The 23,941-nt window shown below is 69.3% G+C and carries 19 protein-coding genes; 7 read left to right on the plus strand and 12 right to left on the minus strand.

The annotated features are described in order from the left end of the window. Positions 1-317 (plus strand): DUF6039 family protein (locus VF542_RS00035; RefSeq protein ID WP_408649660.1); only part of this gene is annotated, 317 nt, incomplete at its 5' end. A gap of 133 nt (positions 318-450) precedes the next feature. Here VF542_RS00035 and VF542_RS00040 read toward each other — a convergent pair. From VF542_RS00040 to VF542_RS00055, 4 genes are all read right to left on the minus strand, one after another. After that, positions 451-1,119: a Crp/Fnr family transcriptional regulator gene (locus VF542_RS00040; protein WP_408649661.1), complete on the minus strand. Its 669-nt coding sequence runs from the start codon at positions 1,117-1,119 to the stop codon at positions 451-453. Positions 1,120-1,380: 261 nt separating this feature from the next. Beyond that, positions 1,381-2,250 (minus strand): class I SAM-dependent methyltransferase, encoded by an 870-nt coding sequence (locus tag VF542_RS00045; RefSeq protein ID WP_408649662.1) that lies wholly within the window; start codon positions 2,248-2,250, stop codon positions 1,381-1,383. A gap of 29 nt (positions 2,251-2,279) precedes the next feature. Next, the gene (locus VF542_RS00050; RefSeq protein WP_408649663.1) at positions 2,280-2,696 is read right to left on the minus strand and encodes a pyridoxamine 5'-phosphate oxidase family protein; all 417 of its coding nucleotides are present in this window, start codon (positions 2,694-2,696) and stop codon (positions 2,280-2,282) included. Continuing rightward, positions 2,687-3,052: a nuclear transport factor 2 family protein gene (locus VF542_RS00055; protein ID WP_408649664.1), complete on the minus strand. Its 366-nt coding sequence runs from the start codon at positions 3,050-3,052 to the stop codon at positions 2,687-2,689. The genes VF542_RS00050 and VF542_RS00055 overlap by 10 nt, the downstream gene beginning before the upstream one ends. Positions 3,053-3,219: 167 nt before the next feature. Between VF542_RS00055 and VF542_RS00060 the strand changes: the two genes are divergently transcribed. Continuing rightward, positions 3,220-3,621: a DUF3224 domain-containing protein gene (locus VF542_RS00060; RefSeq protein WP_408649665.1), complete on the plus strand. Its 402-nt coding sequence runs from the start codon at positions 3,220-3,222 to the stop codon at positions 3,619-3,621. 34 nt (positions 3,622-3,655) lie between these two features. On the opposite strand, the gene VF542_RS00065 is transcribed toward VF542_RS00060, so the two are convergent. After that, positions 3,656-4,195, minus strand: a complete 540-nt coding sequence (locus VF542_RS00065; RefSeq protein ID WP_408649666.1) for a DUF1697 domain-containing protein — start codon at positions 4,193-4,195, stop codon at positions 3,656-3,658. 133 nt (positions 4,196-4,328) lie between these two features. On the opposite strand from VF542_RS00065, the gene VF542_RS00070 reads away from it, so the two are divergent. From VF542_RS00070 to VF542_RS00090, 5 genes are read left to right on the plus strand one after another with little or no spacing between them, the layout of a single operon-like run. After that, a complete protein-coding gene (locus tag VF542_RS00070) occupies positions 4,329-5,156 on the plus strand; it encodes a hypothetical protein (RefSeq protein WP_408649667.1) in 828 nt (275 codons plus the stop codon). 35 nt (positions 5,157-5,191) lie between these two features. Then, positions 5,192-5,464, plus strand: a complete 273-nt coding sequence (locus tag VF542_RS00075; RefSeq protein ID WP_408649668.1) for an acyl carrier protein — start codon at positions 5,192-5,194, stop codon at positions 5,462-5,464. 11 nt (positions 5,465-5,475) lie between these two features. Next, entirely contained in the window at positions 5,476-6,624 is a 1,149-nt protein-coding gene (locus VF542_RS00080; RefSeq protein ID WP_408649669.1) for a beta-ketoacyl synthase N-terminal-like domain-containing protein, read from the plus strand. Beyond that, positions 6,611-7,135, plus strand: a complete 525-nt coding sequence (locus VF542_RS00085) for a beta-ketoacyl synthase N-terminal-like domain-containing protein (protein ID WP_408649670.1) — start codon at positions 6,611-6,613, stop codon at positions 7,133-7,135. The genes VF542_RS00080 and VF542_RS00085 overlap by 14 nt, the downstream gene beginning before the upstream one ends. After that, on the plus strand, positions 7,132-8,529 hold the full coding sequence (locus tag VF542_RS00090) for a class I adenylate-forming enzyme family protein (RefSeq protein ID WP_408649671.1): 1,398 nt from the start codon (positions 7,132-7,134) through the stop codon (positions 8,527-8,529). Before VF542_RS00085 ends, VF542_RS00090 begins: the two co-directional genes overlap by 4 nt. A 10-nt stretch (positions 8,530-8,539) precedes the next feature. Here VF542_RS00090 and VF542_RS00095 read toward each other — a convergent pair whose 3' ends face one another. From VF542_RS00095 to VF542_RS00125, 7 genes are all read right to left on the minus strand, one after another. Beyond that, on the minus strand, positions 8,540-9,355 hold the full coding sequence (locus tag VF542_RS00095) for a thioesterase II family protein (protein ID WP_408649672.1): 816 nt from the start codon (positions 9,353-9,355) through the stop codon (positions 8,540-8,542). Continuing rightward, positions 9,352-10,626 (minus strand): beta-ketoacyl synthase N-terminal-like domain-containing protein, encoded by a 1,275-nt coding sequence (locus VF542_RS00100; protein WP_408649673.1) that lies wholly within the window; start codon positions 10,624-10,626, stop codon positions 9,352-9,354. The genes VF542_RS00095 and VF542_RS00100 overlap by 4 nt, the downstream gene beginning before the upstream one ends. Further along, entirely contained in the window at positions 10,623-10,844 is a 222-nt protein-coding gene (locus tag VF542_RS00105; protein ID WP_408649674.1) for a phosphopantetheine-binding protein, read from the minus strand. The genes VF542_RS00100 and VF542_RS00105 overlap by 4 nt, the downstream gene beginning before the upstream one ends. Positions 10,845-10,919: 75 nt before the next feature. Then, a complete protein-coding gene (locus VF542_RS00110) occupies positions 10,920-12,167 on the minus strand; it encodes a hydroxymethylglutaryl-CoA synthase family protein (protein WP_408649675.1) in 1,248 nt (415 codons plus the stop codon). Positions 12,168-12,170: 3 nt separating this feature from the next. Beyond that, complete coding sequence (locus VF542_RS00115; RefSeq protein ID WP_408649676.1) at positions 12,171-12,425, minus strand: phosphopantetheine-binding protein; 255 nt, start codon at positions 12,423-12,425, stop codon at positions 12,171-12,173. Next, complete coding sequence (locus VF542_RS00120) at positions 12,422-13,390, minus strand: LnmK family bifunctional acyltransferase/decarboxylase (RefSeq protein ID WP_408649677.1); 969 nt, start codon at positions 13,388-13,390, stop codon at positions 12,422-12,424. The genes VF542_RS00115 and VF542_RS00120 overlap by 4 nt, the downstream gene beginning before the upstream one ends. Then, a complete protein-coding gene (locus VF542_RS00125; RefSeq protein WP_408649678.1) occupies positions 13,387-23,922 on the minus strand; it encodes an alpha/beta fold hydrolase in 10,536 nt (3,511 codons plus the stop codon). The genes VF542_RS00120 and VF542_RS00125 overlap by 4 nt, the downstream gene beginning before the upstream one ends. Between the last annotated feature and the right edge of the window lie 19 nt (positions 23,923-23,941).

Genomic DNA, 23,941 nt, shown 5'->3' on the forward strand with positions numbered 1-23,941 from the left:
GTCAGCTCAAACATGAGTTCCGGTCGAAGGGCCGGGACTTCGCTCGTCAGATCGCTGAGTACACGAATACCCAGCAACGAGGTGTTGCCACGGTGTTCCTGTACGAAGAGCAGTTCGGTATCCAGGACCGGCTCCACTGGCTGATCCACCTGAACAGCCTGGCAGACTACCTGGCCCTGATCGAGCTGGGCGCCACCGATGACGCGTTCCGTGACGATTCGTTCTCCACGATGTTCGTCGACGGAACGTTCCACGACGAGGTGCTCATCCCGCACGCGGCGGGCATGCTCGGTCAGATGAGGTCTGAATCGGCCTGATCAGCCCAGGACGGCCGGCGCGGGGCTTGCTGTGGAACTCGGCTCCGCACCGGCCGTTCAGGCTGCCGACCGACCGGCATCGCCGCTCATGGCACGATCCGCGCTGCTGACCGACCGGGCTGCGCCGTTCTCTTCAGGACATCGCCATGAACGCCTCGAGGCGTTGCTCGTGAACGGCCAGCACCCCGTCCTGGCTGCGCAACACCATGCCCGAATCAATGAAATGCTTGAGGAAAAGGCCTACTCGCGACCTGGTCGTGCCTACCATTCCGGAGAGCTCCTCCTGGGTGATCCGCGCATCCAGGATCAACAGCGGGCCACTGCGGCGGCCCATCTTGCGGGTGACATGCAGCAGGACCGCGGCGAGCCGGTACTCGCTGTCCGCGGTGACGAAGTGAGTGATCATCTGCTGCTGCTCGACCAGCCGGTGAACCAGGTAGCGAACGAATTCCTCCCGCACGCTGGCGTCGTCCAGCGCGGACATCAACCGCGCCCGTGAGAAGCGCCTGAGCACCGCCTTCGTCATGGTGGTCACCGTCTCGCCACGAGTTTCGCCGTTCAGGCACAGCTCGCCGACCAGGTCCCCGGTGCTGTAGATACCCAGCAGGCACTCCCTGCCTTCGCGTGATGGCGCGACGACCTTCACATGCCCCCGTTCCACCAGGTAAACGCCGGAGGCGCGGTCGAGGCAGCCGTACACGATCTGCTTGCGATCCAGGGTTACCACGGTGGAGCCGGGGATATCGCTCATCAGTCGCAGCAGGTTTCCCGATGCTGCGGCGGGCTCGATGAGCGACGTCACGGCCAACAGCCCGGCATGGCGGTATCGGTGCCGTACTGTGCCAGGACGGCAAGGCGAGATAACAACATAGTGGCTCCTCGGGTGGCACAGCTACGAACACAACTAGACCAGCGGAAGTACGTTGTCGGCCGGGCGACGACTACGGAACGATGAATGTTTTGTGTCAAGTTCTACTGTGGGACGGGTCGTACTTACAGATTCCGTACATGGCAGCCAGGTGCCGTGGCAGCTGACTGCCAGCAGGCGATCGCGGGCAGGTCGCTAGGTCGTCATGGGCCGGTGACCGATCGTGCAGCGAACCCTCTCCGTCAGCGCGATCGTCCCGTCGCAGCGGCGCCACCGTTGCAGCTCATCGGCCGCGCTCGCCACCGCACGCGGCCGGTCAGCCTCGGCGATGCGTTCCCAGACAGCCCGCTGGCCGTGCGACAAGGACCAGGCGTACCACTGGGCCACGCCGTTGAACTCCAGGGCCAACTCGATCGTGACGGTGCGTATCCTGCCGAACCCGGCGGTGCTGAGCAGGCCTTCCACCCCTGCATCGGAGTCGAACGGGCTCGGAAGCTGCGCGCCGTCGGCCCGGCCCGGTGGCAGGTAGGGCGCCAGCGCCGCGGACAGCCACCCACCGCGGTGGGCGGCGAACGTCGTGACGCCCAGCCGGCCACCCGGTGCGAGCAACCGGCGCCAGGCGCGCAACGCCGGCACCGGGGCGGGTAGGAAGAACAGCACGAACGACGCCGTCGCAAGGTCGAGGCACGCCTCGGGAAGGGTTGGCGTGGCCGCGTCCATCACCTGCAGCTCTATCGGCGCGCTGCCTGCCTGGCCATTGCGTGGATCGCGGCGTGCGTGCTCGATCATCTTCTGCGACAGGTCGATTCCCTGAACCCGGCCGCCTGCGCCGAGCGCGGCGGCCAGTTCGAACATCACCGCGCCCCGGCCACAGCCGATGTCGATCGCGCGTTCGCCGGGCATCGGTTCCAGCAGCCGCACCAGTTCCCGCGCCATCGGGGAGAACCATGCGACCGACAGCTGGTCATACTCCGCTGCTACCCGATCGAAGACCGCCGCCACCGAGGCACGACGCGCAGCCGGCGAGCGCGGACGAGCCTCGAGTGCCGGATCGCCCTGCACCACGAAGTCTCCCTAGATCGAAGTCTCTCAGGTCAACCGATCGTGCTGCGGATCTCCGTCGGGTCCAGCTCGACGATGACCCTGGTCCGAGGAACCGCGGCACGGTAGTTGCGCCCCAGGTAGCGCTGCGACAGCCGGTCCAGCGCAAGGCTTGCCCCTTCGGTCGTGGCCGAGGCCAGCTCCGCCTCGACGTGCACGACTCGATGCATGTCCTTCGGATCGATGAACAGCAGCGAGGCGCCGCCCTGGGACAGCAGCTGATCCAGCCAGCGGGCACCACGCCAGCCGTTGAGCCAGAAGCGCTCAGCGCGGTACTCGTACCACACCGGAGTCAGCTTCACCGCCCCCGACTGCCGCCGGGTCCCCACGATGGCAGGCATTACCTCGGCCAGGAACGCTTCGGTTGCGGGGTCTACCCGAATCGCGGAATCAGCGACCACTAGGCCCACCAGTCGCGCACGCCGCCCTCGTCGCAACCGAACTGGCGCCAGATCATGCCGTCGCGGATGACGTAACTGCCGACCGCGACGATCTCTTCACCCTTCACCCGCAGTGTCGTCCGGGTCATGATCATGTCGTCGCAGTGCGCGTACTCCTCGATACCGACGAACTCCATGTCGAGGCCCTCGTACTGGTTGAGCAGGTCCCGGGCGCCTTCGCGGCCGTATACCGGGCCCTGGAAGCGCAGGGACACGATCTCAGGATGGAAGGTTTCCAGCAGTGCGTCGAAGTCCTGACGCATCAAGCAGTCGATCTGCTTGGCGAACACGGGGTGTAGCTGCGGCGCTGCCTGAGTCTCGGTCACGGTAGTCCTCTCGCTGATCAGGTGGTTCACTGCTCGCAACCACACTCTTGGCCTCGCGGGTCACGGTGGTCTGCTCACTTTGGAGCAGCGCCGCTCATGCGTGGCACGAACGCTCAGTACGGGTACCGATCCGCATCGAGGACGTCAAGAGAAACCGGGGAGAACTCGTGTCCCACACCGCTACCAGCGCCCTGACCGTGTCCGACTGGGAGGAGGCGCCGGTCGACACCCTCGACAGCGGCACCTCGCTGACCCGCGCCACGTCCCGCTCGGAATTCAGCGGTCAGTGGCAGGGAACCGGGCTGGCCTGCTGGGTGCTGGTGTATACCGCGGACGGTGCCGCCCGGTTCGTCGGGACGCAGACCTTCAGCGGCACCCTGGACGGCAGGACCGGTACTTTCGTGCTGGCACTGCAGGGAACCTTCGAGGAGAGCACCGCCAAGGTCAGCTGGAGCGTGCTACCGGGAACCGGCACCGGCGACCTGGCCGGGCTGACCGGCAGCGGAGGCTACGAGTCGGTTTCTGACGCGCCGAGTGCCAGTGCCACCCTCGCCTACGACGGGGTCTGAGGCAGCCCGGCGGTGCCGCGGGGCGGCAGCACCGTCAGCCTGTCAGCATCGCCTGCAGCTTCGTCACGGTGTTCCAGTTCCGCGCCGTCGCCTTGACCTTCAGCTTGCGCTCGACGAAGGCGGGCACCGGCGGAGCTTCGAGGATGCCGTTCGGGCACCACTGGTAGATCACCCGTCCCCTGCGCACGATGCGCTCAGGGTCCAGCGCAACCGGGTCGTGTTCGGCCAGCAGCGCGGGGTCCGGCTCGGCGTCCAGGAAGATCACCATCATCTTCGAACCATCATCGGCCAGCTCAGCCAGCGGGTTCACCGCCAGCGCGTCACGCAGCTCGCTGCCGGTGCGTACCAGGCACGACACGTTCAGTCCGAACCGGTCCTTGATGAGCTTCTCCAGCCGGATCTCCAACTTTTCCGGCGTGGTCCGCGCTGCGTCCAGGACCACGTTTCCGCTCTGCAGCAAGGTACGAACGTCGGTGAAACCCTCGGCAGTCAGCGCTTCCCGCAGTTGCGCCATCGGGAGCTTGGCCTTGCCGCCCACATTGATTCCGCGCAACAGCGCAACGTATTCGGTCATGGCTGCCATGGTACGAAACCGGCCGCGGTGAGGCGCTCAATACTGCACAGCGCCGTCGCGGTGAACTCCGCGATGCTGTGGTCGATCCCCCACCGTGCCACGACGCCACGGGCCCGATTCGAGAGGAGCCCTGATGGCGCTACCTGAGGCCTGCCTGGTGCTGCGGGAAGCCGAGGCCGACGAACTCATCATCACTGCCGACTTCGCTGCCACCGGCCGCACGGCAGCCACATTCCACGACCTGACCGCGATGGTGCAGGTCGATCAGAACATCTGGGAGATCGCTCCGGTTCGCTACGGCGACGAAGCCGGCATGACCGGCGCCGACCAGGTGGCCAGGTGGGCCGCTGACATCCGGGCGAGCGGCCGTCGGGTTAGTTCCGTCGTCGGATTCTGCGGCGGCAGCGTCTACGCCGCCGAGTTGGCTGCCGTCATCACTGGCTGGCAGCAGGCGCCGAACCTGATACTGCTGGATCCGGGCATTCCGGTCCCCTCCATGCTCAACGATCACATCGCCGGCTGGACCAGGCGGCTCGAGCCCCAGATGACCGAGCTCGAACGGGCTGAGGTGGCCGAGGTTCTCGGCCGGGACCGGGAGGGGTCGGCGCCGCTGGCCCTTGCGGCCGAGCTCGGAGAGCTGTTCCGACAGCGACTGTGCCCGGCACTTCGCGCGGGCGGTAACAGCGACGCCGCCGCGCAGCGCTTCGCCGACCTGGTGAACGGGTACCTGCACTGGCTCGCCGGTGCGATGTCGCTGGATCCCCGGCAGCACTGGCGCAGCGCACCCACCGCCAATTCCAACTCGCCGGGCTTCGGCCTCTTCCTGGCGCCACCGGAGCAGTGGGCCGATCTGGTCGGGCCGATCACCTGGTTCGACGTCCCCCACTTCGAGTTGATGCGCACCCCGGAAGTCGCCTGGTTCGTCGAGAAGCACCTCAGCGGGGTCAGCGCATCTGCCTGATCACTGTCAGGTCGCACCTATCGAAAGGATCGTGCATGAGCGTGCTCGAGGCCGTGAAGGCCATCCTGATCGACGACGTCTTCGTAGAGATACCGGCCGAGGAGATTCAGCCGCAGGACGGCCTGCGTGACGTTCTGGGCCTGGACTCTGTCGGCTTCGTCGAGCTGAGAGTGCAGTGCGAGGCCAGGTTCGGCATCGAGATCTCCGAGGCGGACTTCGCTCCGGAGAACTTCGGCACGGTGGGCCAGGTAGCCGACCTGGTGGAGCGGCTGATCACGACCAGGCTTTCCGCGGCCACGCCGGCCTGAACGAGATGGTCGTGCCCGCGGCGTCGGACAGCGAGGTCTGCGTCAGCGCAATGGCCTGGGCGACCCCGCTCGGCAACGGTCTCGACGGCACCTGGCAGCAGCTGCTGGCCGGAAGGACCGGACTGCGCGATCATCGAGGGGAGTTCGAGCTTCGCAACCACGCCGCCGGCTGCCTTCCGGGCGCTGACCTGAGCCGGCCGGTGGCCAGCAGGCAGCACGAGCTCGCGGTCGACCTGCTGTGCCGCGCCTGCCTGGCCGGTAATCTCAGCATCGATGACGGTCGCGTTCGTGTCGTGCTCGGTACCAGCTACGGATCGAATCTGGACGAGCCCGCGGTCTCCCTCGCCGAGTGGGCGGTGCGCGCCGCGGCGGCGGCCGGCGTGGCACATCCTCCGGTGAGCCTCAGCACCGCCTGTTCGGCCGGCTCCGACGCGATTCTGGTCGGTGCCGAACTGGTGCGCAGCGACCCGGCGACGATCTGCGTCGCGGGCGGTGTCGACGTCGTGAGCAGCGCCAAGCGGCTCGGGCACTCCGCACTCGGCACCCTGAGCCCGACCGAGCTGCGCGCCTTCGACGTCGGCCACGACGGCATGCTCCCCGGCGAGGGCGGAGCGCTGCTGGTGCTGGAGTCTGCTGGCTCGCTGCGAGCCCGAGGCGGGCAGGCGCTGGCCGTACTGTGCGGCGGTGGCGCCGCCAACGACGCGTTCACCCTGACGGCACCTGAGAAATCCGGTCACAGCGTCGTGCTCGCCGTCAGCCGTGCGCTGCGGGCAGCTGCCCTCGACGCCGGTGACATCGACCTTCTCAGCGCCCACGGCACCGGGACCGTGCTCAATGATGACGTCGAGTGCCGGAGCCTGAACACCCTGTTTCCCGAGCATGGTCCGCTGCTCTTCGCGACCAAGGGCGCCCTGGGCCACAGCCTCGGCGCAGCCGGAGCGATCGAAGCGGTCTGCACCATCCTCGCACTGCGAACCGGCCAGATACCTCCGGTGGCCGGCCTGCGCCATCCGTTGCCAGCCCTGACCTTGCCGGTCGCGCTGACGGGCGCCCGTCACACCAGCGGTGTCGGCGGTGTCGGGGCCAGTGTGACCATCGGCTTCGGCGGCTTCAACACCTGCCTGATCTTCGCCGTGCGGGATGACCATGTCGCTGCCTGAGCCGGCTGGGCACACCAAGGGCACCGCGGCGCAGTCGCGGGTGACAGAGCTCACCGTGCAACGGCCCGCGGTAGCCGGCCACCTGCACGACAGGCCGTCGATGTTCGCCGACCCGGTCGGCTGGCTGGTCGCTGAGGTGGTGCAGGCCCAGCTGGCCACCGTCCGGGCGGCCGATCCCGAACATACCGGCCTGGTGGTGGTGAGCGAGATCGCGACCGCGGAGACCATGGGCCGGCTCGCGGTGACCGCTCGCGCCGGCCGCGTTTCGCCGATCCGCTTCGCCGGTGCCAACCCCGGGGTGGTGGCCGGGCTGGCCTGCATACGTTCCGGGTTGCGGGGACCGGCCCTGCTGCTGACGATGGCGCCGGCGGCCGGCCTGCCGGTTGCGGCCATGATGGCGCGTGCGTGGCTTCGCGACGGTGCCGCGACCGGGGTGCTGGTGGTGGAGCACGAGCTGTCCGCCGATGCCCATCGGCTGCGCTGCGTCCTTCATTCGGAGCAGGCCGCGTGAGCGCCGTGCTCCCTCCGACGGCGGAAGCCCCGCAACTGGAGTCGGTGCTCTCGCTGCTGGATCGCTGCGATGACGCCACCGGACTGCCCGCGTCCCAGCTCATCGAGCTGGACGAGGCGATCTCGGCGATGCGCTCGCTGGGCCTGCGCACCGGCTCTGCCGTCGTCCTGGCGGTCAGCAGCAGCCGCAACCTGCTCAGCCTGCACTTTGCCGCGCTGCTCTGCGGGCTGACGCCGCTTGCCGTTCCAGCGGTGTCCCGCTCGGGCCGGCTGTACGACATCGCCCAGGCGACCGGGGCCGCCCTGCTGATCGCCGCGCGCCCGCCCACCGGCCAACTCGGCGGGACCGACGCCGGCCCGGTCGGCCCGTACCGGGCGGTCCGGCTCGGGGCCGGCCGGTGCTATCCGCCGGGCTCGGTGTTGATGCCCACCTCAGGCACGTCGGGACTGGCCAGCGCGTGTGTCCAGCACTGGGGTTCGCTGCTGCGCAATGCCAGCCGGCACGCCGGCGCGGTGGGGCTGCACGCGCGGGACACGATGCTGGTCAGCCTGCCGCTCTTCTACTCCTTCGCCCTCGTCGCGCAGGCCTACGCGGCGCTGGCCACCGGCGCCCGACTCGTCATCGTCGGGCCACCCTTCATCGCGCCCTCCTACCTGTCCGCTGTCACCACCCACGCGGTCACCTCGTGTTCCGTGACGCCTACCGCCGCCCGGATGCTGCTGGCCCACGGCCGGGCGCTGGGGGCAACGGCTCGCATGATCACCGTCGGCGGCGACCAGCTTCCACCCGAGCAGGTGCGTGCGCTGCTCGCCCTGAACCCCGGCCGCGAGCTGTACCTGACCTATGGGCTGACCGAGGCAGGACCACGGGTGGCCACCCTGGCCGCGCACGCCGAACCCGGTTGCCGGCTCGACTCGGTCGGAACGGCGCTGCCGGATACCTCCGTCCGCCTCAGCGATGTCCGATCGGACGGGACCGGCGAACTCATGGTCGAGTCCGACACCATCGCCACCGACAAGATCGGCGGCTCAGCCCGGCGCAGCGTGGTGGCGCCCGGGGTGCTCGCAACCGGTGACCGGTTTCGCATGGACGACAGCGGCTACCTGCGCTTCCTCGGACGGCTGAGCGACTTCGTGGTGATCCGTGGCGAGAAGGTGAGCCTCAGCGCGATCCGGGCGGTAGTGCAGCAGGTGCCCGGCGTGGTCGGCTCCAGCACCTCGGTCCTGCTGGTCGACGGTGACCACCAGTTCGACCTGACGGTGCGCGCCAACCAGGACTGCACTCGGGTCGAGCGTGAGGTCCGTGCCGCACTGGCCGCACAGTGCCTGCTCGCCGAGCGGCCGCGCAGCATCACCGTTCTACCGCACGCGACCGACGGCGAATTCCGCAAGTGAGGCGGGCGGATCAGCCGGGCAGCAACCGGCGCAGATCGGCCCGCAGCGCCGAGAGCACGTCCGGGCGGCCACCCCTGAGGTAGAAGTGGCTGCCGCTGAACACCCGGACGCTGAACTCTCCCGAGGTCTCCTCCTCCCAGCCCATCAGCTCGATCCGGTTGACCTCCGGGTCGTCCGCGCCGGTGTAGGCGATGATCGGGCAGCTCAGAGCGGGGCCAGGTTGCGGGTGGTAGTTCTCGCTGATCTCGAAGTCGGCCCGGAGGGTCGGCAGCAGGGCGGCCAGCAACTCCGACGAGCCGAGGATCTCCGGTGGCATCCCCCCGAGCTTCGTCACGGCGGCGAGAAAGTCCGCGTCGGCAAGGCCGCTGAATCGCCGGCGGGTGCTGTCGATCCAGGGACCGCGCCGTCCCGACACCACCAGCGCCAGCGGTGGCAGTGCGCGCGCGGTCAACCGGCGGGCGGCCTCATAGGCCAGCAAGGTGCCCAGGCTGTGTCCGAACAGCGCGAACGGCCGGTCGATCCGCTCGACGAGCGCCTCGCACAGCGGCTCGAGGAATTGCTCGAGCCTGCTGAACGCAGGCTCCCGGCTACGCGACTCCCGCCCGGGCAACACCACCGGGCACACCTCGAAAGCCGGGGCCAGAGCCCGGCGCCAGGGCCAGTAGGTCGCTCCGCCGCCGCCGGCGTGGGCGAAGCAGAACACCTGCAACTCGCAGGAAGTCCTGGCTCGGCTTCCGCTGAACCAGGACGGCGCGGCGCTCACCTGATACCCGGCGCCATCCATTCCGGTCGCTGCCGTCGCTGCGGTTCTGCCGTTGCGGGTCATGCCGCATCCGTGAAGACCACGCTGGAGTTGAAGCCGCCGAAACCGAATCCGTTGGACACGGCGACTCGCAGCCGAGCCGGCACGGCGCTGCTACCGGTGAGCCGGCAGCGGCTGGCCAGCGGTTCCTCCAGGTTGCGGTTGGGATGCACGAAGCCCTCGCGCAGCTGCACCACGGTGGCCACGGCCTCGACAAGGCCGGCCGCACTCAGACAGTGCCCCGTCAGCCCTTTCGTGGAGTTCAGCCAGGGACGGCCGTCGGCGCCGAACACCTCGTCCAGCGCGGCAAGTTCGACCACGTCGCCCAGCACGGACGCCGTTGCGTGCGCGTTGACGTAATCGACCTGCCCCGGCCGGAGCCGGGCGCGTGCCAACGCTCGTCGCATCACTGACACCTCCCCCGCAACCGTGGGGTCAGCCAGGCTGTTGCCGTCCAGGCCGATCGCCGAGCCGGCTATCCGGGCCAGCGCCTCCACACCGCGCCGCGCCGCCGATGCCGCTGATTCGAGCACCAGGCACGCAGCACCGGCGCCTGGCACGAAGCCCTCGCGCTTGACGTCGAACGGCCGGCACCGGCGCAGCGGGTCAGACCGCGACACGGCACCGGCCATCACACCGAGGTTGTAGAACGCCTGCCGCTCCGCCGCCGACAGGTCCGACATCGCCCCGATCACGAGGCAGGCATCGGCCGCGTCAGCAGCGATCATCCGGCAGGCATGGACGATCGCCACGTTGCCGCTGGCCGACGCACCGCCCACGGTGCAGCCCTCGCCCCGGACGCCGAGCACCTCGCTCACGGTTGCGACGTGGTCGGTGTCCATGAACTGCAGGGCGTATCGAGGTGACAGGTGCACGGGGCTGCGGGCATGGCGCTCGGCGGCGATCGCCGCCGAGCTGCCGTTCAGGTTGTGCCCGGCGACGATGACCGCCACCCGCTCGGGATCGACGGGATGCACAGCCAACCGCGCCTGCGCCCACGCCTGCATCGCGACGACAACAGACATCTGAACCCCGACCGGTGCCCGGCCAGCCGCACGCCTGGCAATCTCCGGCACGGCAGGGTGGAGTGCTGACGACGAGGCGGACTCGGTCAGTCGCCGAGCGAAATTCCACTCGGGCAGATCCGCCGCCAACCAGGGCCGCATCGGATCGGACACCATGTCAGGCCGGGAGTTGATCCCGCAGTTACCGGCACGCAGCGCAGTGGCGAACTCGACGAGATCCGCGGCGATCGAACACACGACGCCGGTTCCGGTGACAACCACCACCGTCATGCATGCCGGCGCAACAGCGTGGCCAGCGCGCCGATGTTCCGGACGCCGCGGAAATCCGAGGCGGCCACGCTGACTCCGAGGTCTTCCATCGTCATCGCCACCACGTCGACGCGATCGACACTGTTGCAGCCGAGTTCCTGCAGCGACCGATCCTCGGTCACCAGCGCGGGATCGAGATCGGGAAAGATGTCGAGCACGCTGCGGCGAATGGCTGCCATCACTGCGTCCTCCATGGTCGAACCCCTTCTGCTGTCACGTTCTGATGATGGCGCGGAACGCCCGTGCTGCCCCGCTCACGGAGAGCCGAGTGGCCCGTGCCATTCGTAGGCACGGTGATAGTCCTTGGTGCGGGTGTGCACGAGCAGCGAGCGATCGGCATCGAGGTACTCCGACCAACGGCCGAGTTCGACCTCCGCGTGCTGCCTGGGCACCAGTGCCTTCAACGAGTGCGGGAGCAGGTCGAGGTACTGCGCGAAGTCGAGCTCACGGCGGCTGGCAAGCTGATCTCCGATGCCCATGGACCTGACCGCCGCGACCGACCGCGAGTCGATGATGCCGCTGAAGAACTCCGACGAGCAGCCCGACCCGTAGGAGAAGAGCCCGATCCGCTGCGAAGCGCTCCCGTCGAGATCGGCGGAGTTCTCCAGCACGCTTGCCAGCGCCAGGTAGAGCGAACCGGAACACAGGTTGCCGGTCAGAGCGGGGTAGACCAGCGAGGGCGCCACCCGGCGGGCGAAGTCGGACTCGACCTGCGGTGCGGATAATCCGAAGGGGCGCAGCAGCATCCGGTGGGCCGCCCGCACCAGCCCGCCGAATGGCGTGTGCAGCGCGAGATGCTGGAAACTGGAAAGGATGTCAGCATTGTCGACGCGGTCCTGGTAGTCGGCGAAACTGCCGGCCAGGCAATCCAGGTAGGCGAACAGCGACCGGTCACCGTCGGCGATGTCGAACTCCGGCGTCGGACGGGCGGAATCCAGTACATCGTAGCTGTAACAGCCGTACGCGCCGCCGTCCAGAGCCAGCACGGTGGGCTCGTCACCGATCAGCAAGGCCGATGCACCGTGCCCGGTGGCGCTCTCGGCATAACCGGCCCGCTCGTCCACCAGAGCCACGTCGGTGGCGATGACCAATGCCTTCGCGCCGGGTGTCGCGGACTGGGCCAGGAAGCCGGCCGCCAGTTGCAGCGCGCAGGTAGCTCCGTAGCATGCCTGCTTCACCTCCAGCAACCGGCAGTTGCGGCTCAGTCCCAGGTACTCGTGCACGTAGGACGCCACCGACTTGCTCAGGTCCAGTCCCGATTCGGTCGAGGTGATCAGCACTTCGACAGCGCCCCGGGCCTGCTCGTCGAGGCGGTCCAGTAGCGGGCGCGCGGCGTTGACCGCGTTGGTCACCGGATCCTCGAACGGCAGCCCGACCGAGCGCTGCGACATGGCGATGTTGGGGATGCGGTCCTGGTCGAGTCCGCGGCCGGCGAACATGGCCGGTACCGAGATGCAGGCGAGTCCGGCGTAGACGTTGAGCGCTTCTATCCCGTACGGCATCGGTCAGTTCCTCTCTGAGGCGAGCAACACCGTGACCAGGTGATCGAGGTCGCGCAGGTCGTTGAAGTCCGACAGCGGCCGGTCGATGCGGAGCTGATCCAGCAGCGTCATCACGATCTCGACCCGGTCCACCGAGTCTGCCCCCAGCTCCCTGGGGTGCTTGTCGCCCCGGATCTGCTCCCTCGGAACTGCGGGCAGGATCGAGCCGACCACCTGCCACACGGTGGCCTCGACCGCGGCCCGAGCCGGCGCGGTCACCGTGCCGGCTCCGGCGTCAGGCCACCAGGAACCGGCTCGGCCAGTTCCACTGTGCACACCGCCAGCACCCGATCCGCGGCGGCGTCACGCAGCACCACGTCGACCGTGCTCCGGTCGGTACGTCCGGGAACCGGCCACCGCTGGGCATCGATGTCTATCTCGCAGCCCGCATCGGTGTTTCCCAGGTAGCACAGTCGATGGTCGAGGACCACCCTGTTGCCGAACTCCGAGTCCGGCCGGCCCTCACGGCGGTACAGCCTCAGCAACGCCTGATCGATCATCGAGAAGTAGGAGGCGAAGTAGAGCAGCCCCACGCCGTTGAGGTCCCGGGACGGATCCACCCGGTAGCGCAGGCTGATTCGGGCACCAGCCGAGCTGCCGGTCAGGTTCCGGTCGTGAAAGCTCAACCGCGCTCGGGCCAGCTGGCACGCCAGGCGGGGTGACACCGACTCCGGTGCCCCGGTCAGCCCAGTGGCTCCGAAGCCCACCGGTGAGCACCGCTGGAGGCCGACGTTGGATGACCTGTGGCGCCTGCTCACCCACCGGTTGTAGTTCTCCACCAGCAGGGCTCCGGCCACCGGCCGGACGAAGTCCTCGTCGTCGAGGCCGGCGGCGTCCGGCCCGGCAGCCGACAGCCCGAGCCGGTGCACCGTCAGCACGGATTCCGCACCGGCGGCGAATACCCTGGTGTCGACGTGCAACTGGTCACCGAAGGTGGGCGTCAACGGGTGGAAGTCACCGTCTCCCCGCATCCGGAAGTAACAGAAGGACAGGTAGGTCGGCTGGCCGGCGGGATCGGCGGCGCGCAGCACGTCCACCTGGCACGCTTGCGCGACTGCCTGCCAGGTCCAGTCGCCGAGCCGGCCGGCGAACAGGGCGCTGGTGCCACACATGCCGGGCCACACCGTCTCGATCCGGCTGTAGGTACGCCCGGTCGCCGAGCGGGCATCCCGGGTCGTGGTCATCGGTTACTCACCGACCCCTGCGGCTCGTGCTCCCGCAGGAACGGCAGCAGCAGTTGATGCACCTGGTCGGGATGGGTGAGGCAGGGAAAGTGGCCTGCGCCCGGAATCTCGGCGTGGCGAGCGTCCGGGATCGCGCCGAAGAGCAGGTGAGCCGTCTTGGGCGAGATGACGGTGTCGCAACCACCGTGCACGATCAGCGTCGGAACCCCGATCTCCGGCAGCCGTTGCAGAAGCGTCGGTTCGTCGGCGAAGACGTCGAGATAGCTCAGCCCGATCTGCGGATCCATGCTCTCGCACCGCAGCAGCAATGGTTCCAGCGTGCCGCGGTCTACCGCCGCGCCGTCCGGGTGCGCCATCACCCGGTCGAAGTCCTCGGCGGCGACGACCGAAAGCCGGTTGAGCTCGCCGCGGCGGTTGCCGGCCTTGTAGGAGCTGCCGACCAGCACCAGCGAGGCACAGCGGTTGCGATGCTGCACCGCGAAGGTCTGGGCCACCAGGCCGCCGAACGAGGACCCGAGGACCTGCACCGGCTCGGTCACACCGAGCGCGTCGAGCACCTCGGCCGCCAGCGCCGCCAGGCCGGTCAGCGTCAGGTCGCGCTTGTACCGGGTGGCTCCGACGCCAGGGTGGTGGATGCTGATGAGCTGGTACCGCTCGGCCAGCGCCGGGAACTGCCGGACGAAGACCCCCGCACCGATGTTGAACGGATGCATGAGCAGCACCGGCCGACCCTGCCCAGCGGTGAAGACCTCCACCGGGGAGTCAGCCACCGTCAGCACCGTTCGGCGTACCTCGACATCACTGGTGGCGAGCACCGCAGCGTTGTCGTTGTCAGGACGGTAACGCTCCCGCATGGCGGCGCTGATGTCGTCAGGAAGATCCGCGGCCGGATGGTAGCGAGCAGTCACCGGTCCTGATCGATGCTCGCCAAGAACCTCGACCAGATCAGGGATCGGCAGGCCACGCCGCCAGGCCGACGCGATCTGGTCTCCCACCCGGCCGGCGTCCTGCACCGTCATGCCGACCGGAACCGCGAGCCGGAGGTAGGCGTCGGGGTCCCGGCCCTCGGCCAGGTTGTCCAGGTGCGGCGCCCCTCGCACGCCCGCCGCCAGGAAGAGCCACGCCAGCAACGACGCAACCGGCTCAGCGGTTCCGTCCAGCGCCTCGACCCCCCCGGCGTCGAGCAGCACGCAGTGCGCGGCGGCCGGAACCACGACCGGCAGGCCGGCATCGGAAAGTCGCCGCCACAGCTCGGCAACCGCGGTCACCCGCTGCCGTACCCGGGCCTCGACCGGCCCGAGATCGGCGATGGCAACGCTGCCGAGCCGGCGGGTGTCCAACGAGGTCTCCTGCCCGCGCGCCAGCCGGTGCAGGCCCAGGTTGTCGCGCAACGCCGGAAGCCGGCTCATCAGCAGGCCGCCGCCGTCGAGCCCGAAGTCCTTCGACAGGCTCATGGTGGCGGCGGTTGCCAAGGACAGCAGCTCTGTGACGATCTCGGCCACCGGGCGGCCGCGGCCCTGCGGGTCGTGCTCGCAGATCAGCACCGCGTTCTCGACGATCCTGGTGGCGTCCAACACGACTGGCACGCCATGCCGATCAGCACTCGCGCGAACGGCCTGCAGGTTCGACAGTGAGATCGGGTACCCGCCACCGGCATTGCCACCGAGCTCGATGGCGACGAACGACGCGCCACCGTTGGTCCGGCTCAGCAACCCGGCAAGGGACCGGAGGTCGAGATCGCCCTGGAAGAGCTGCGTACCGCGTGGTCGCCGGTCGGCCTCCGTCACCGTGCGGCACGAGGTGAAGCCAGCATCTGCCAGCGATGCCAGCCAGGTGGGAAACAGCCCGTTGTGCAGCACGACACCACGGGTGCCAGGCCATGCCTTGAGCAACAGCGCCTCGGCCGCTCTGCCGGTAGGCAGGTACTCCAGGGTGTCGAACGGCAGCCAGGACGGCACCTCGGCCAGCCCGCGGAAGGCACCCTCGTCGACCAGCTGGCGCAGCCGCCGGCGCTCCTGCCTGCTGGCGGCAGTGTCGAGCTCGGCCCAGGAGTCGGTGAGCAGGTCGACCTCGACCTGGTCGCGATCCAACGCCAGCGGGTTGTAAGCACCCGTGCGCAGGACCGCTTCGCGGTCGCTGCCGGTCGGCGGTGCCGGGCTCACCGGCTCCGGCTGGCCGGTATCCGCCAGACCTGGTGCATCCGCTCGGGTATCCGGATCGGCGATCATCAGGATGATGTCGGCAAGCGCCGTACGCGGCTGATCAGCTGGCTGGCACAGGTAGAGCGGCTCGTTGACCGGCCGGAACTTGTTCTTGAACGTGAAGTTGCCCGCCCCGAAGATGCCTGCGGCGTCCAGCTCCTGAAGTCCCTGCTCGATCTCTGGAGCGGGGTTCGGCGAGCTGCACACCCGCACGCCGAAGCTGGCGCCGAAGCTGAAGAGCTCACACCCTTCATGCTGCAGGGTGTTCAGGATCGACACGATGGCGAATTCCAGGCCACCGCGCGGTGCCTCGGCCGGGTAGAACTCCAGGTCGAGCAACCAGCCCGGTTCGGAGGGAATCCTGGTGATGATGACGACGCTGGTAAGGACATCACCGGATCGGGTCAGGAACATCCGGTGCCGCTCGGCCAGTTGCCCGGCGCTCAGCTCGGCTCGCACGACCGCCACGTACGGGTTGACCATCTGCTTCTGAGCAGACCAGCGATCGATCATGCTCACGATGTCGGCATCGATGCCGGGGTCAGAACCCGGCCGGTACTCCTCGGTGCGGCATGGCCCGCTGCGTTCGAAATGGTTGAGATGGCTGCGTAAACGCTGCATCTTCGTGCCCTGAACGGTGAAACCGGCGAGGTCGGTGAGGCGTTGCACGGCACCGAAGGGAGTAGCGGTCAACCGGACGCCGCCAGCCTCGCTCACCGGTGCCATCGCCAAGAAATTCGGCCGGAGCCCATGAGCCTGCGCGTAGCTGATCCACTCACCCGCCAGCACCGGAAAGTTCTCGGCCGAACCCGCGTAACTCCACGCGAAGATGTCCGAACCGCGACGGGAGAAGTTGAAGTACGCCTCGTGGCCGGCGCCGATGAAGGCCAACGGTGCGATGTCGCGGCCGGCAAGGCCACCCTCTTTCGCCCATCGAGCGTCGATCGCCTGCAGCTGGCCCGCTGCCACGTCACCGGCCCTGATCGACCGCTTGCGCACCACCCGGACACCGTGCGGTGCACCAGCCGCCCGGGCGGGGGGCGAGGCGGCCGGCCGGTCCGGCTGCGAATCGAGGCAACGGCGGACGACCTCAGCGCCAAGCCGATTCTCGAGTTCGGCGTAGAGCGCCTCGATGGTGGGATGCTCGAACAGCAGTGCTTTCGGCAATGTTCCGCAGCGGCGTTCCAGGCTGCTGATCACCCGGAGCATGTCGAAGGATGTCAGGCCGCCCTCGGCGAAGGTAGTCGACCGGTCCAAGGGTCGGCCCAGCTCGCGCTCGAACAGGTCGACGAGAGTGCTCATGGCGTCACTGCCGGCCGGCGGCTGGCCCAGCTCGGCGGGAGCCGGTTCGGCCGGAGCCGATTCGGCCGCAGCCGGTTCTGCCGGAGCCGATTCGGCCGCAGCCAGTTCGGCCGCAGCCAGTTCTACCGGAGCCGGCGGTGTGGACTCCGCTCTCAGCACCCAGGCGACCAGCCCGGCGACGGTGTCGAAGTCGTACAGGTCGGTGCCTCGTAGCTCCACATCGAACGCGCGATTGACCCGGCGGGCGAGTTCCATCCGATAGATGCTGTCCAGGCCCAACTCGCTCAGCAGCGATTCGGGGCCGAAGTCCGGCTCCGTCGCGTCGAGGTCGAGCACCTCGATCACCATGCGCAGCACCGCATCGGTGACGCTCGTCAGCGTCCGGCTCGCCGCTGGCTGTGCTGCCGGGACCTGAACCGGCGCGTCCGATCGCAGATCGTGCTGCGGCCTGGGCATCCCATCGGGCCGAACTCCCGACCCCGCGGCAGCCAGCGGCGGCTGGTCGGCGCCCATGCCCACCGGTACCAACTGCAGCTTGGCCCGCGCAGGCCGGCTCGGGCGCCCGGCACTCGGCGCGGACGGCGCCGAGGTCATCGGCGCGGGTTCGCGGTTGTCGAACCAGTGTGACCGGCACCGGAAGGGCCGCGGCGGCAGCGCAACCCGCTGGGGAACCCCGCTGGACCAGGCGGCCGCCCAGTCGACATCAGCGCCACCCAACCACTCGGACAGCAGCGTCCACTCGACGGGTGCGCCGGCAGGACGTCGTGTCTGGGCATCGATGTTCTCCTTGGTGTACAGCCCGGAAGCGGCATGGCCACGACTGGCCGCTCGCAGTGCCGCGAGTGCCTCGGCCCGGCTGTCGACCAGGGCCGCCAGGCGATGTGCTCGCGGAGCACGGCCCACCTGCAGGGTGTAGGCCAGGCCGGCCAGGTCGCAGTCGCGCTCTCGTTCCAGGTGCTCGGCCAGCGCGCCGGCCCACTGCCGCAGCAGCTGCGGATCATCGTGCGACAGCACGAGCAGCGCCGGCCTGCCACCCGGGTGATCGGTCTCCCGCAACGTCGTGCCGGGTGCGGATTCCAGCACCAGATGGCCGTTGGTGCCGCCGAAGCCGAACGAGCTCACTCCACAGACCCGGATGCCAGCGGGACCGTCCTGCCAGGGATGGCCCGCATCGGCAAGGGTGAAGGGGGTACCCGCGATGCGCACCATCGGATTGACGGGTTGGGAGTTCAACGTGGCGGGCAGGTAGCCGTGGCGCAGTGCCAACAGCATCTTCAGAACCCCGGCAATGCCGGACGCCGCCTCCAGATGGCCGACGTTGGACTTCACGGTGCCCAGGCTGATCTGGCCGTTCGGAAGCTCGACACCGCGCTCGGCGGCCAGTTCGGCGAAGGCCATCCGCAGGCCTTCGAACTCCACCGGGTCGCCGAGCTTGGTGCCGGTGCCATGCGCTTCGATAGCCGACACGGCTCGCGGATCGACACCAGCTCTGCGGTAGGCCGCTAGCAGCACGTCCGCCTGAGACCGCGGGCTCGGTGAGGTGAGCGACGCGGTGCGCCCGCCGTGACCGACCGAGCTGGCCCGGACGATCGCATAGATGTGATCCGACTCCTCGCGAGCCGCCGACAGCGACTTGAGCACGATCGCGCCGGCACCCTCGCCCCGGACGTAACCGTCCGCAGCGGCGGAGAACGAGCGACACGCCGCGGTGGAACTCAACATGCCGGACTGCTCGAAGGCATCGAAGAGGCCCGGGCTCAGCAGGGCGTTGACGCCGCCGACCACCGCGACGCGGCACTCGCCGGAGCGAATGGCCTGGACCGCGCGGTGGATCGCTACCAGCGAGCTCGAACAGGCGGTGTCCACGGCTTCGCTCGGGCCGCGCAGGTCGAGCAGGTGCGAGATCCGGTTGGCCAGTATCGAATGGGCGATCCCGCTCGCGGTGTGCGCTGCCACCGGCACCTCGGCCGCGCGCAGCAGGTCAGCGTAATCGGTCGTGGATACACCGACGAACAGCCCGGTATCGGTGCCGGCAAGCTCGTCCGGACGGTGCCCGCTGTCCTCGATCGCGTGCCAGACGGCCTGCAGGAACAACCGTTGCTGGGGGTCCATCAGGGCAGCCTCGGCAGCCGAGATCCTGAAATGGCCGGCGTCGAAGGCGCCGACGTTCTCGAGGAACCCCCCGCGGATCGACCGGGTGCCGGGGGCGGCGTGCAGCTCCAGCCGGTCGGCGGGCGCCGTGCCGATGAGGTCGTCACCGGCAACCAGGTGCCGCCAGAACTCCCCGGCGTCGGCTGAACCCGGCAGGGTCGCAGCCAGGCCGACCACGGCGATCAGCTCGCCACCCGCTGGGTCGAGTGCGGCTGCATCCCGATCTGGGAACTGGGCGGACTCAACCGGCTCGACCGGGTCCGGATCGGCCGGCTCGGCCGGCTGGGCTGCACGGGCCGGCGGCTGGATCGCCTCGATCAGGTCGGGAGCGGCCGGCTGGACCGGGTCGGCCGCGCGGCGCATCGGCCGGGTCGCCTCGACGGACTCGACCCGCGCGACAGCGCCTGCCCAATGCCGCAGGAGGTAGTCGGCGAACTGGTCGAGGGTGGCGCATTCGAAGAGAACGGTCGGCAGCAGGTCGAGGCCGTAGGTCTCGTTGACCTCGTTGATCAGCTCCGTCAGGGTGATCGAGTCGAACCCGGTGTCGAGCAGGTCGTCGGTCAGCGAGACCTCGACCGGATCAACCATCAGGAACGCCGCCGCGAATGCCTGCAGGCGTTGCCGGAGCACTGCAGCCGTCAGGTCGGCGACCGCGCCGCCGGCAGCCGGGCCGCCTGGAACGACTGGCACCGCTGCCGGCTGCCCGCCAGGCCGGTGGATCGGCTGCCAGGCTGCGAGCACCGGGTGCGGCCCGCAGATCGCCCGATCGAAGACGGCCAGCGCGGCTTCGGTCGGCAGTGGAGCCATTCCGACGGACCAGGCCAGCCGCCGGCGGGTGGCCTCATCCATCCGCATTCCACCGTCGTGCCATAGCGGCCATTCGAGTGCGGTGCTGCGGCCATGTCGCAGGCCTGCCCGTCGCAGCGCCTCTCGCCGCAGGATGAAGCCGGCTACGAACGCCCCGGCTGCGGCATAGTCGGACTGGCCGATGTTCCCGGTTTCGGCCACCACGGAGGAGAACACGGTGAAGAAGTCCAACGCCATCCCGGCAGTTGCCTCGTCGAGTGCCAGCACACCGATGACCTTGGGTGCCAGCACGGCGTTCATCTGAGCAGCCGTCTTTCGCACGGCTCGCCCGTCGGCGATGATCCCGGCTGCGTGCACCAGGCCGGTCAGGTCACCGCAGCCGCGGATCAGGTTGCGAACCTGGTCGGGATCGGTGACATCGGTCCGCTCGAAGCGAACCGCTGCCCCGGTGGCCCGCATGGCGGCCATCCGGCCGAGCGCTGCCTCGTCCGGCAGGCTGCGTCCGGCGAGCACGATGACCGGCCGCTCCGCGGTGGCGACGAGATGCTCTGCTACCAGCAGGCCTACCGCACCGGCGCCGCCGGTTATCAGGACGCTCGCCCCCGCCGGTAGCCGGTAGGCATCGCAAGCGTCCAGTTCGGCGGGGATCATCTTCTTGACCAGGCGTTCGGATCCGACGCGCAGAACCTCGGCAGTGTTCGGGGCCGCCGCCCGCAACTCCGCCAGGATCGCCGCGGCGGCAGCTGCCGGATCGAGGCTGTCGAGCCCGACGCTGGCCGCCGACAGGGCGCTGTGCTCCTGGCACAGGCTGCGCAGCGCGCCGGCCACGGCGGCGTGCTGTGGCTCGGCAAGCCCGGAGTCGGCCGGGTAGCCGTACAGAACCCGCAGCGGCGTATCAGGGTTGCGACGGAGCAGGGCCGTCGTTACCTGGATGCACCGGTGCAAGCCGTGCTCGAACTCGTCCAGCACCGTGGATGCGGTGAGTTCCGGGCCCCGTGCGCCGATGACGATCACGGCATCCGGCTCGCCACCCCGGGCGGCCAGTCGCCCCACCAGGTCCTCGCACGCCTCGCCGCCGGCGTCCGCCGGTGACTCGGCGACAACGGCGATCTGGTGCTGACGGGCCACCTCGCGAAGCTCCGCATCGAGCGGGCCGGTGCCGAGGAGCAGCAGTAGCCGCGGTGGCTCACCGCCAGGCACGATCGCTTCGGGCTGCCAGCCGGGTGCTTCCAGCTGAAGATCCGCCAGCTGAAGATCCCCCGGCTGAAGGCCGGCCGGCTGCTCAACCGGCGCGACGGCCCGCGCGGCGGCCCGCTCGGCGGCCGGGCCGGGCCGGGCGGGGCCGGGTACTTCCAGCCAGTGCCGGCTTCGCTGGAAGGGATAGGTCGGAAACGGCGCCCGAGCGGGCATCGGGCCAGGCCGCAGGGCCGCCCAGTCGACCCGCGCTCCGGTCACCCAGGCCTGCGCCGGGTCGGTGCCCATCGATGCGGGTGGGCCATCGCCGTACCGGGTGCCGGCGGCAACCTGCTCGGCGTGGCCGGCGAACACGCCCACCGCATCGCGGCGCTCGGCGTACGCTCGCAGCCGCTCACCCAGTTCCGCGACCGAGCGGCAGCGCACGGCGAGGCGGTGGGCCAGGAACCGCCTTCCGATCTGGCTGGCGGAACAGAGTTCGGCCAGGGTGTCCGGCGTCCGATCGGTGAACGCCGCGACCGAAGCGGCGTAGTCGCGCAGCTGATCGGCGGTTCGCGCCGAGAGCAGGAAGACCTCTCCGTCGGAGGAGGTCGGCACCGGCGCGGACCGGGTCGGCGGCGCCTCCTCCAGGATCAGATGCACATTGGCGCCACCGGCTCCGAACGAGCTGACACCGGCCCGGCGCGGGGTGCCGGCCATGGCCGGCCACGGCATGACCTGCCGAGGCAGCTCCAGGTGGCCCTCGGCCAGTCCGATCCTGGGGTTGACCGTGCTCAGCTGCCCGCACGGTGCGATCTCTCGGTACCGCAACTGCAACAGCGCTCTGGTCAGGCCCGCGATTCCGGCGGCGCCTTCGAGGTGTCCGAGGTTGGCCTTGGCCGAGCCCACCGCACACCGCGCGTCTGGACCGAGGGCGGCCTGCAGCGCGCGCAACTCGATCGGATCACCCAGCTGGGTGCCGGTGCCGTGCGCCTCGACGTAGCCGATCGAGGCTGGGTCGATGCCCGAGCGGCGCAACGCGGCTCGGATCAGCTCGGCCTGTGCGTTCGGGTTGGGCACCGTGTAGCCGCCGGTCTTGCCGCCGGCGTTCATCGACCCGCCCCGGATCACTCCCCAGATCCGGTCGCCGTCGGCGAGCGCGGCGGCCAGCGGCTTGAGCAGGACGGCGCCGACACCTTCACCTGGTACGAACCCGTCCGCGGCGGCGTCAAAGCTCTTGCAGCGGCCGTCGGCGGCCAGCATGTTCAACGACGTAAGGGCCGCCATGTGCGACGGGTGCAGGATGACGTTGACACCGCCGGCCACCGCCATGGTGCAGTCGCCGCGGCGGATGCTCTCACAGGCCAGGTGCACGGCGAGCAGCGAGGACGAGCACGCCGAATCCACCGCGAAACTGGGGCCTTGCAGGTCCAGGGCGTAGGAAACCCGGTTGGCGATCGACCAGTATGCCGAGGTCGCACCCGAGAGCTGGCCGTCCGCCCAACCGGTGGCAGCCAGCTGGCCGTACGAGCCGTACATGGTGCCGACGAACACGCCGGTGTCCACCACCCGGGTGGTCTCGCCGAGGTAGCCGGCCTCTTCCAGGACGTTCCACGCGACTTCCAGGAACAGCCGCTCCTGGGGATCGATGTCGGCGGCCTCGCGTGCGAGGATGCCGAAGAACGCCGGGTCGAACTGGTCGACGCCGTCGATGAATCCTCCCCAGCGCCCAGCCTGGGAGTTTCCTTCCGGCGCCACGTGATCACGCCAGTTCCATCGTTGCGGCGGCACCTCGGTGACACCGCTGGCACCCGAGCGCAGCAACTTCCACAACGAGTCGATGTCGGGTGCGCCGGGGTAGCGTCCGCTCAGCCCGACGACGGCCACCGCATCCTCGGCGATCTCCCCGATACCTGCCGACCGGGTCGCCGACGCCTCGACCAGCACGCCGCTGCCTTCCACCCGAGCCGGGCTGACTGCCGGCTCGGTCACGGTGAGCAATCCGGGCAGCCGGGTGCTGTCGAGCAGATGAGAGGCGAGTGCCGTGATGGTCAGTTGCTCGAAGAGCAACGTCGACGGCAGCGGACCGAGGTCCTGCTCGAACCTGGCCAGGATGTTCAGGCTTACCAGTGAATCGACCCCGAAGTTCTCGAAGGTCACATCGTCGTCGAGCTGTTCCGCCTCGAACCGCAGCACCTCGGCGAACACCTCGCGAACGTAGTCGCGAGCGCCCGTTTCGATCGCCACGGCTCTCCCGATCACCGGTTCAGGCTGTGAGGGCAGCGTGCTTGCCGCCTCCTCGATGCTCCGGCCGGCCGGCCGATCGCGAGGGATGCCCGGCAGCGACAGGCAGGCGGCGGCGGTGAACACGCACTGCGTCCACTCCGCCTCGGGCACGGCGTCATAGCCCAGCGCGCGAACCTGATCGAAGCCGGCTTCGCTCAGCACCGCTCGCCAGCTGGCCGGGCTCAGCAACGGCGCGAGCGGTTCCCGCAGCTCGGCGTCGCGATAGCGCCACCATCCCGGGGTGAGCCCGAAGGTGATGGTGGTGAAGGCGTCTGCCCGGGTCACCTCGTTGATCAGCACCAGGCCGCCGGGGCGCAGCAGCTGCCTGACGTGGCTCAGTGTGGTACGGATATCAGCCGTCGCGTGCAGGACATTGGTCGCCAGGACGACGTCGTAGGAGTGCGCCGAGAGGCCCTGCTCGACCGGGTCCACCTCGATGTCGAGCATCGTGAAGGTGAGCCACGGGCGTCCCTCGGCGAAGGTGTCGCGACCCTGGCGCAGAAAGGCAGCAGAGACGTCGGTGTAGGTGTATTCCACCGGTAGCGGGCTGTCACCGCACGACTGGAGCGCGAACGCGGTCCCGGCGCCGGTGCCGGCGCCGATCTCGAGCACTCGCAGCGTCGCGGCGCCG

Source organism: Jatrophihabitans sp. (assembly GCF_036389215.1).
GTDB lineage: Bacteria > Actinomycetota > Actinomycetes > Mycobacteriales > Jatrophihabitantaceae > Jatrophihabitans_A.